Here is a 10445-nt window from a genome sequence, read left to right as displayed (position 1 = left end):
CATAATCATTGAACCTGGAACAATCGCTGTTAATAAGCCAGCTGCTCCGATTAATCCAACTACCCATGGATCAAACGTCTGCATTGAAAGTTTTAATAAGGCAAGGTCACCAGCTGCTCCTTCTAACCCTTTCACCTGAAGGATGGCAGCAAATCCTACAAAAAATACAAATAATAATACTAATTGATAAAGCGGCATGATAATCGCATTCTTACGGAATACCTTTGAACTTTGTGCAGAATAAATCGAACCGAAAGTATGCGGCCACATATAGAAACCAAGCGCCGTTAATAGTACCGTAGAAATAAACCAAGAAACACTTAAACCAGTTTCAGGAAGAGCAAGGAATCCTGGTTTTGCTGCTTCAATTGCTTCAAACATTGGCTGGAAGCCACCGTAATAGTGGATTGGTAAATAGATACCTAAGAATAATACAATCCCCAAAATCATGATATCCTTTATAACAGCTGTCCATGCAGAACCGTGAATTCCTGATATCATTACGTAAACCGTTACAGCAATAACACCAATCCAAATCGCTGCAGTGGATGAAATAGATCCACCAGAAGCTTCAGCAACGATAATCCCTAAACCTTTTAATTGAAGGACAAGATATGGAATTAGTGCAACTACACCAACTATAGAGACAAAAACACCGAGTAATGGGCTTTTGTATTTACTAACAAAAAAGTCCGATTGAGACATTAATTTGTTATCTTTCGCATATTTCCAAATTGCTGGAAGTAACCAATAGGACATGATGTAAGCTAAACAGCCGTATCCTAAGATATAATAAGTTGGCCCACCTTTACCATATGCCCAGCCACTTCCGCCTAAGAAAGTAAACGTAGTGTAAATTTCCCCTGCCATTAATAAGAATACAAAGATTGTGCCAAAGCCGCGGCCCCCAACAGACCATTGTTCAAGACTCATGTCCTTCCCTTTTTGGGCTTGAACACCAAGGAAGATGGATAAAGCTAAAAATCCAAAAATAATAATTAATGCTGTATTCATTAGATCTCCTCCTCCTTATTTGCTGGGTCCATTTTAAACACAAGCGCCATAATTCCAGAAGTAATTACTACCCAGAGAACAATGTAAAAGAGAACAAAAGGCATCCCAAACACGTAGGGAGTGACTTTATTGGCGAAAGGAACTCCACCCAGTAAACCAATAAACGGTATGATTGCAAGAAGCTGATGTAATTTCATAGGTAAACCCCCAATTTTAAATTATAATGATGCCTTCTTTCTATTAATATCGCTGAACCTTCGTGAAGTATTTATCTATATAGTTTGCACGAAGGTTCTGCATTTTGTAAATTATGCTAAAAATTTAAATGTCGCATGTAGGAAGGTTTTTACCCCAATTTCAAGGGCATCTTCATCGATTGTAAAACGTTCATGGTGATGAGGATAAGTAATTCCTTGCTCCTCATTACCTGCTCCTACATAGAAGTAACAGCCTGGAGCTTTTTCCATAAATGCAGAGAAATCTTCTCCTCCCATATTTGGTCTCATCATATCAAGTGCCTCTTCACCAAATACTTCTCGAACTGTTTCTTCAATGACTGCTGTCACTTCGTTATCATTGATGACAGGGCGATAGCCAAATTCATATTTGAATTCGTAAGATGCTTCGTGTGCCTCGGTAATCCCCTTAACCACTCGTTCCATTTTGGCAGGAATGGATTCACGAAGTGTTGGATCAAAGCTGCGTACGGTACCCCAAATTTTAACTTGTCCAGGAATGACATTATGAGTAGTCCCCCCAATAAATTGGGTAACGGAAATAACCAAGCTATCAAGTGGGTCCGTATTCCTTGAGACAATATGCTGAAGATTGGTTACAACTTGTGCAGCAACAGCGATTGAATCAATGGTTTGGTGTGGAAGTGCGGCATGTCCACCTTTTCCATTCACCGTAATCCAGAAAGTGTCTGGTGAAGCCATCATTGAACCGTAAACCACGCCAACTTTGCCTTTTTCAATTGGTGACCATAGGTGTGTACCGATTACAAGGTCAACCCCATCCATTACTCCAGCTTGAACCATTTCCTCTGCTCCACCTGGGAATAACTCCTCTGCATGTTGGAACAAGAAACGAACTTCGCCTTTAATTTGATCCTTTAAACCTGAAAGAATTTTTGCTGTACCAAGCAGCATTGCTGTATGACCATCATGGCCACAAGCATGCATCACTCCAGGATTTTGGGAAGCAAATTCGAAAGTGTTCTCCTCTTGGATTGGCAGGGCGTCCATATCCGCGCGAATCGCAAGTGTTTTACCTGGTTCAGCTCCGATTAATCGTGCCACCACACTTGTTTTAGTCGGGCGAGTAATTTCCAAGTTTCCAAACGATTGTAATGTATCATAAATAAATTGAGATGTTTTTTCCTCATGGAAAGATAGTTCCGGATTTTGGTGCAAATGCCTTCTCCAGGCAATGACTTGCTCCTTTGTTTCTTCTGCTAATTGATTAAGATTTACTGTTGTATCGATTTTCATTCTTGACATCTCCTATTAATTATTTGGAACATTCACTTTCTGTACCGCTAGATTTAGAACGGTTTGATAAAGAACATTTGCACCGTCTCTGCAATCTTCTTTTGAACTCCATTCAGCTGGGTCATGACTTATTCCATTCTTGGAACGGATGAAAATCATCCCCATCGGACATAAGTCCATCAATTGCATTCCATCATGACCGGCACCACTTGGAAGATAATAGCTTTCTAGACCTAATTTAACAAAGGCGTCTTTTGCTGCACTCTTTACGATATCAGAACATGGAGCTGGTGCAACACGCTGTAAGTCTTCAATCGTTAACTTAACACCTTGGGCCTCACAAATCTGCTTTGCCTGGACTCTAATCTTCTCCTCTACTTCATCGCGGACAGCTTCACTTATATCCCGAAGGTCTAATGAAAATTCAACCCGGCCTGGAATGATGTTGATTCCACCAGGGTTCACCTGAACTTGTCCGACTGTGCCTACCGTAGTTCCAGTTTTACCTGCTTCTGCTTCGATAACAAGCATCACTCTCGCTGCTGCAGTCAAGGCATCATGCCTGATTGACATCGGGGTGGCTCCTGCATGACCAACTTCCCCTTCTAAAATAAACTTGAGCCATAATGGACCAGCTAATCCTGATACAATCCCGGTTGAGAGATTTTGTCCTTCAAGGACCTTCCCTTGTTCAATATGAAGTTCGACATAGGCCATCACCTCTTCAGGTTTTCGCGCTGCTTTGCTTATTTCTTCCGGTTGAAGACCGCTTGCGACGAACGCTTCGGCAATTGAGATCCCCTGCTTATCTTTATTAAGCAATTCCTCTTCTGTTAGTGTGCCAGCAATCCCCCGGCTGCCAATCATTCCGAAGCTGAATCTTGCCCCTTCTTCATCGGTAAAAGCAATCACTTCAATCGGATGTTCTGTCTCAATTCCTTGCTCATTCATGACTTGAAGGGCTTCAACAGCCGATAGGACACCAAGCGGTCCATCAAAATTCCCTCCATTAAAAACTGAATCGATATGTGAACCAGTTAATACCACAGGTGCATCAGGGTTTACCCCTTCCTTCCTGCCTATCAAGTTTCCGACTTCATCCTCACGTACTTGTAAACCAGCTTCTTTCATAAATGTGGTGACAAGATCTTTAGCTGCTCGTTCTTCCGAAGTGAAAGACAAACGAGTGACACCATTCGATTCGGTTTTTCCAATTTCACTAAGAAGTTGCAAACGACCCCATAATCTCTCTTCGTTAATCACTGCTGCTATCCTTTCTGCCACTTTTCTACTTGTTTAATGCTTTAATTGAATGGCATTTATTTTTAATGTATTTACAATTATAAAACTTATCAGAATATTTGTTATGTTGTTTTTCACAAAATTCCTAACAAACAATTTGTGTAAAAACACAAAATAAGAACAAATAACATTCATCCACTTTATAATTCCTGACAAAAACCACACATTTTATTGTGGAATTTGTTACAATAAACAAAAGAAATGAAATTTTTACATTATTTTAAGCTTATTATAATGGGAGGTGCATGATGAAAGAAACACTTAGCCATCGTCAACTGCAATCATTAATCCATGTTTCCAATGTGTTAAATTCATCACTTGATATTGATACGATTATTGATTCCATTATGGTCCAAACGGTCTCAGTCATTGATGCAGCCCACGGAGGAGTCTTATTCCTTTATGACTCTAGTCAAGATCTGCTTATTCCAAAATCAGACAGTAACTTCACATCTGAGATTACAAGGGTAAGATTGAAACCAGGTGAATCGATGACGGGCTTAGCTTTTTCCGCGCAAAAATGTTTGATTTTTCACAACCGGACAGAAGTCGAAAAAGCAACAGCCACGCTATCGGAAACAAATCACGCACTCATGGATCAATCAATTCCCACACTTCCTTATTCATCGATTTGTGCTCCAATCTTGTCAAAAGGAGAATGTATCGGTGTGATTACGCTTGATTCTTTTGATCCGTCGCTTCACTTTATCCCAGAGGATATTCATCTTCTAACAGCGATTGCCCATCAAGCAGCTGTAGCCCTTGAGAAAGCAAACCTTTATAGTGAGCAAGAAAAGACAGTAAGACAGTTGGAAGATTTAAATGATACGATTTCAAAACAAAACGAGATGTTATCACGCTCCGTTGATATCCATAATCGATTAGCTGAACTAGTATTACATGGAGAAGGTCTCGATTCTATCATTACCTATCTGCACGATACCACCGGCCACACGGTCTTATTATTTGATGACCTTGGTGAATTGATCTCCTCTGCTTTTAAATACAAGCTTACCGACGATGAATTATTTACCATTCGAGATTTAGCACAGGAGTTGATTAGAACACCTGGAAACGTACGTTCATTGCTTGAAACAAACATGGATGAGGAAAAGCATTGTATTACCATTCTTCCCATCGGAGCAAAGCCGACTCTTTTTGGTTCACTTATTATCGTTTCCCCTGAAAAGATGCGGGACGTGGATATTGCTGCCTTAGAGCATGCTTGTACGGTCATCTCGCTTGAAGTAGTAAAGGAGCAAGCAATTTTTGAGGCACAGGAAACAATCAATGGCGAACTCATTGATGTTCTTTTTTCCGGTAAAATGGATGGCAACATCATTCAAAAAGTAAAACAGATGGATTTCGACCCATTAGGGGATTATTTAGCATTGATGATTCGACTTGATGAAATGGACAATACCCCTAAAAAGAACAGTATCATCCGCCATCTTGTCCAAATGGCCAACCGAGTATTTTTAAAAAATCCGTTAAAAGGAATGGCCGTACGTAATCACGATCAAATCGTTGTCCTGTTAACTTTTCAACAAAAAGTTTCCTCCACCTATACACATCAGCGCGTGAAGGAACTAGTATCAAAATTCCAGCAGGAAATCCAGATAAAAAACTGGGGAACAACGGTTTCAATTGGGATCGGCAGAATCCATTCCAGTTTATTAAAAGTTACAAAATCCATGCAGGAAGCAGCAAAATGCTTACAATTCCTTCAAAGCTTTGGAGGAAAAAATCATGTCATCAGTTATAAAGAACTTGGGGTTCAACGGCTTCTACTTCAAAATACTGAGGAGGAACTGATCGATTTTATTATTGAAGTGCTAGGACCGCTGTTTGAATACGACCAATCTCGAAAAGGAGAACTCCTCCCTTCGTTATTCGCCTATCTTGAACACAATCAAAATGCGAAAGAGGCAGCCGAGTCCATCCATGTTCATACGAACACTCTGATGTATCGCTTAAAACGGATTGAAGAGATTCTTTCCACAGATTTATCCGATAGCCAACAATTTTTAAATATTCATCTCGCCGTCAGCCTCTATCCTTTTTTAAAAGACAAACTAACCCAACAGGTGTGATACAGATATCAAATAACTAGTCGCCCCTAATTTTTTAGGGGCGCCTTTATCATTTCATTAACTAATTTTTCTTTCAGCATTAGGCACGGGATTCTCCAGTTTGGACCAATCAATGGTATTTTCTAGGACAATCGCCAGCAAAATACCTACTAGTAAGCCGCTCGATAAAAGTGGTTGAACCAACATTGGCAGCGAGGAAAACATTTCAGACGGAATATTCATGATGGCAATTCCAAGCAGCACTGGAGCTGCGATGCGATAGATCGTTCGCTGGTTAAAAGGAATTCCATTCAAATTGGTGAGTGCACCACTAAATAGTTGCAAATAGGCAACAAATAAAACTGCATCCCCTACACTAATTGGCATAGTGGAAAACAAGTTACTTAGTGCAGGCACCAAGCCAAGGACAATAAACATCGCTCCACCAATGATAATAGGTGCCCGCTCAAATATGAGCGTAGACTGTAAAAATCCGAGCGAAGAAATATAAGGAGCATACGGAACCATCCCAAACAACCCTGAAACGATTGAATTAATTCCCGTTAGTACAAAAGAGCGGCGGTATTGGTTATCTGTGGTTGAAGTCTTTAAGATGGGCTCCACCCCTTTTATCGAAGCCATTGTATTCGTTGTATTAACTAAACCAGTGATCACTGTCATAAGAAGAAGCCCCAAGCTAAAACTAGGTTTCCCCCAAGGAAATAACTGAAAAAACTCCGTAGACGCACTTACATTTGCAGCGGATGCTGGGAAGAAAATAGCATGAACCACCCACCCTGTTACAATTCCAATTAGGATGGAAAAATTGCGAATCACACCCGGACCCTTCAAATTGATCCATACTACGAGAATGATTAGCAGGATGGATAATCCTGCTGTTGGAATATCAATCTGTTCACCAGTACCTAAGCCAAGCATTCCTTTTGTGAAAATAACAATCAGCTGGCTCGCGAGAAGAAAAAGGACCGTACTCATCACAACAGGTGTGAATAAGCGCTTTAACACTGTTCCCATCCCTAACAGGCCAAGGATCATAACCAAAACACCTGAACCAATAATCCCAAGCGCAAGTCCGCCGCCAAGTTCCTCCAAACTGATGCCAGAGGAAGAAGCAGATGCACAAAGACTTAAGATGGCCCCCCACCACAAGCCCGATTGTCCCTCCATTAGAGGATACTTATGCCCAAACAATGCTTGCAAGATACAGGCTGTCCCTGTATAAATAAATGCTCTTTGCATCGAGCTTGCTACTTCCCCTGCCGATAAATCAAAGGCATCCCCGATCGTTAACGGGATGACCACAGTATTTGCAAACATGAAAAATAACCATTGCAGACCAGCCATGAACATGGTGGTCGAGTGCTTTCGGCTCAACTGCTCATTCCTCCTTTATATATAACTCCCCTTAAACAACCGTAATAATAATTCCTAAAATCGTAATCACACATGCCGTTAGCTTCGCAGGGGTGATCCGTTCCTTAAAATAATACCACGCCAAGAACACAGCAAATAATGGTGACGTAAAGGCCAAAGAGACAACCAGTGTTCCATCAGCAAACTTTAAGGCTGTAAACAAGCAGACCCATTGGATGATGACGGTGATTCCGCGTAAACTTAGATGTTTATGCAAGCTCGGAAACCATACCTTAGGACGATAAATCAGATAGGTAATCAAAGCAATCCCGCAAGCCCGGTAAAAATAAAGTGTCACCGGATTAACCCAGCCATGAACAAGTAATTGCTGAGACGGCACCATACTCACACCAAAAACAATCGCTGAAGCAATTCCCAATAAATTCCCTGGTTTCCTAAGCTCAAGAAATGGGGTCAGCGGGTTCCGGCCTTTTAAATTTAGGAAATAGACGCCCACCATAATAAACAAAACAGACACAAGTACAAATGGATGGAAGCCATACAGGATGGAGTTTGGTATAAACGTGAACAATGGAGTTAAAGCCATGTAAACCGAAAGGACAGATACCTCGATTTTGTTCATTGCTTTAAAGAAAAGCAAATTTCCGACCATATCCAGCAGGACAACCAAAATTAATAACGAAATCGAGGTAGTGTTTGCTTTGAATAAATATAGCCAAGGCAATGTTAATCCAAGAAACAAACCTATGTAGGCAAATGAAGTAACTATGAAACTATTATTATCCTTCATTTCTCCAACAATCTTCTTGGCATAAAGCGCATTCAGTGCATTAAAAAAAGAACTGATTAATGACAAAAACAGCATGCGAATTTTCCTTCCTCCTGTTGAATTTTATGATAATTTCGGTTTTCTAAATATTTAATAGATTACAACAAAAGATTGTCGATGGAAAGAAGGAATTTAATTTTTAGAACATTATCATCTAAAACACGGCTTCGAAAGAAATTGATTTTCCTATTCATGCCTCAGTTTTAAGCCTTTTATGAAAAACTAATATTTTTTCGGACTGGAACCTTGTTCAAAGGCGACTTTTTAGCTACCTTTTTTAATGCTTTTTGAATTATCCGCCACTTTGAATACTTTATCTGCCGCTTTTAGTATTTATCTGCCGCTTTTTCATTTTATCGGCCACTTTCAGTAATTTATCTGCCACTTCCATTTCCACTGATTAAATAAAAGAAAAAAAACCGTCCATGGAAATCTCCATGAACGGTTTATTTTACTATTCACCTTTAGTAAAAATATCTGTTAAAACTGGAACAATTTGCTTTTTACGAGAAACGACACCTTTTAGTGTAGCCGTGTTATTTACAAGGGAAACATTATAAGCTTTTTCAACCGCAGCTGTTTTGTTACCTAATGCTAAACCAACTGAATCGTTTGTTAAAATATCTGTTACCACGAACAAGAATAAGTCTAAGTTCTTTTCTTCAATTATGGAAGAGATCGCTGCTTCCAATTCTTCTTGGCGAGCAAGAACATCCGCAGTATCAACAACATTCACTTGAGCGATTTCTACTTTACTTGTACCCATGTCAAATCCTTTTGCATCCAGACTTAAGAGTTCAGAAATGGATTTATCACGAACATCTGCTCCAGCTTTGAGCATTTCAAGTCCATAAGTATCAGCGTCCACTCCAGCAATTTCAGCTAACTCGCGTGCTGCTGCAATATCTTCTGGTGTACATGTTGGAGACTTAAATAATAAAGAGTCAGAAATAATCGCAGAAAGCATCAAACCTGCAATTGGTTTACTAATTTCTTTATTGTTTTCTTTATACATTTTATTTAAGATCGTTGCTGTACAACCTACAGGCTCACAGCGGTAATACAATGGATCGCTCGTTTCGAAGTTCGCAATACGGTGGTGGTCAATAACTTCTAGGACTCGAACATCTGCGATATCATTGGCACTTTGCTGGCGCTCGTTGTGATCGACTAAAATAACTGAGTTCACTTCACTTGCAACTGCTTCAACCAAACGTGGAACTTCTGCATTGAATTGGTTAAGCGCAAATTGTGTTTCCCCGTTGATTTGCCCTAAACGGACAGGTTCAACATCCATCCCTAATTGTTTTTTTAAGTCTGCATAGGCAATCGCAGAACAAATTGTATCGGTGTCAGGATTTTTGTGACCGAAAATAAGTACTTTTTCCATTTGTTTTTCTCCTAATCCTATTATTTTATGTAGGTCAAGCCCAATCGACCTGAGAATGGCCCTAACGCAAATTATATAATAATATGATTTAGGATTCAAAAAATTTTTATTGATCTATTTTTTTGACCATTTGGACTTGCTCTGTTGTTTTTACAAAGCCTAAATCTTGTAATATTAAAGTGACAGGATTAGATAATGACGCATTTATGGTCATGAAATTAATGGGATTCTTATTTTCTCTTGTTATCGTACTCATTATTGACTTAATCGATTCCTCTTTCAACTCAGCGAATATTTCAAGCTGATAAAGCACTACCTTCTCCAACTGCCCTTCTTGATTCCAAACCCTTTTGAATAAAGAGTAGCCAAGTGGATTCTGATTCTCGTCATAATAAATCTGCGCTTCTCCTGACTTAACACTCTGCCACTGACACTGCCATGGAAGATTCTCTTTGTAAAAATGGTAGGTTTGGAGCTGTTCGGGCCGAATCGATTCGTGGGAAATCGGTGTGGCCTTCAAGTCTACTGTACCACTAAGATAAACAAGGGAATCAGTAATCTCATAGCCAAATCGTTGATATAATCGTATCGCCCTTTCATTTTCCTTTATGGCTTCAAGGGTGGCAACTTCGACTCCCTCTTCAGCATAAACGTTTAAGGCTGCCTCCATTAACATCTTGGAAACACCCTTCCCCCGGTATTCAGTAGCAATTCCGGTCCCCCCATTCCAAGATGTTTTTTGTCCGTCGATGACGCGGAAACCATTTAAAACAATCGCTACAGGTTTTTCTTCGTCAAAAGCTATTAAAGAATGCTCTAACGATAATCCTTCATTGACCAACCGGTTAAAGAATAATTCAGGTGTCATTTCTAATTGCACAAAATAGCCTTCAAATCCTCGATTCCAAGCTGTTATCGTATCTTGGATGGTACATTCTGTCAGTTTTTTA

The 10445-nt window shown here is 39.9% G+C and carries 9 protein-coding genes; 1 reads left to right on the top strand and 8 read right to left on the bottom strand.

The window, feature by feature from the left end; genetic code table 11:
• The 4 genes from V7659_RS14365 to V7659_RS14350 all read right to left on the bottom strand — a co-directional run.
• Positions 1-1014: sodium:solute symporter family protein (locus tag V7659_RS14365; RefSeq protein ID WP_335540579.1), on the bottom strand; the 1014-nt coding region annotated here is incomplete at its 3' end.
• The gene (locus V7659_RS14360; protein WP_335540578.1) at positions 1014-1211 is read right to left on the bottom strand and encodes a DUF3311 domain-containing protein; all 198 of its coding nucleotides are present in this window, start codon (positions 1209-1211) and stop codon (positions 1014-1016) included. The genes V7659_RS14365 and V7659_RS14360, both read right to left, overlap by 1 nt.
• Before the next feature lie 111 nt (positions 1212-1322).
• Positions 1323-2507 carry a M20 family metallopeptidase gene (locus V7659_RS14355; RefSeq protein ID WP_335540577.1) on the bottom strand — a complete coding sequence of 395 codons (1185 nt, stop codon included), beginning with the start codon at positions 2505-2507 and terminating at the stop codon, positions 1323-1325.
• Between the two features lie 15 nt (positions 2508-2522).
• Positions 2523-3770: a Zn-dependent hydrolase gene (locus V7659_RS14350; RefSeq protein WP_335540582.1), complete on the bottom strand. Its 1248-nt coding sequence runs from the start codon at positions 3768-3770 to the stop codon at positions 2523-2525.
• Between the two features lie 284 nt (positions 3771-4054).
• On the opposite strand from V7659_RS14350, the gene V7659_RS14345 reads away from it, so the two are divergent.
• On the top strand, positions 4055-5902 hold the full coding sequence (locus V7659_RS14345; protein ID WP_335540576.1) for a helix-turn-helix domain-containing protein: 1848 nt from the start codon (positions 4055-4057) through the stop codon (positions 5900-5902).
• A 57-nt stretch (positions 5903-5959) separates the two neighbouring features.
• Here the strand turns inward: V7659_RS14345 and V7659_RS14340 are convergent, their stop codons facing one another.
• The 4 genes from V7659_RS14340 to V7659_RS14325 form a co-directional block, all read right to left on the bottom strand.
• On the bottom strand, positions 5960-7276 hold the full coding sequence (locus V7659_RS14340) for a uracil/xanthine transporter (protein WP_335540575.1): 1317 nt from the start codon (positions 7274-7276) through the stop codon (positions 5960-5962).
• 31 nt (positions 7277-7307) lie between these two features.
• Positions 7308-8141, bottom strand: a complete 834-nt coding sequence (locus V7659_RS14335; protein WP_335540574.1) for a DMT family transporter — start codon at positions 8139-8141, stop codon at positions 7308-7310.
• Positions 8142-8559: 418 nt separating this feature from the next.
• On the bottom strand, positions 8560-9495 hold the full coding sequence (locus tag V7659_RS14330; protein ID WP_335540573.1) for a manganese-dependent inorganic pyrophosphatase: 936 nt from the start codon (positions 9493-9495) through the stop codon (positions 8560-8562).
• Positions 9496-9601: 106 nt separating this feature from the next.
• Positions 9602-10438 (bottom strand): GNAT family N-acetyltransferase, encoded by an 837-nt coding sequence (locus tag V7659_RS14325; protein WP_335540581.1) that lies wholly within the window; start codon positions 10436-10438, stop codon positions 9602-9604.
• Between the last annotated feature and the right edge of the window lie 7 nt (positions 10439-10445).

The organism is Neobacillus drentensis, assembly GCF_036966985.1.
GTDB lineage: Bacteria > Bacillota > Bacilli > Bacillales > Cytobacillaceae > Neobacillus > Neobacillus drentensis_E.
This window is presented reverse-complemented; position numbering and strand designations above follow the sequence as displayed.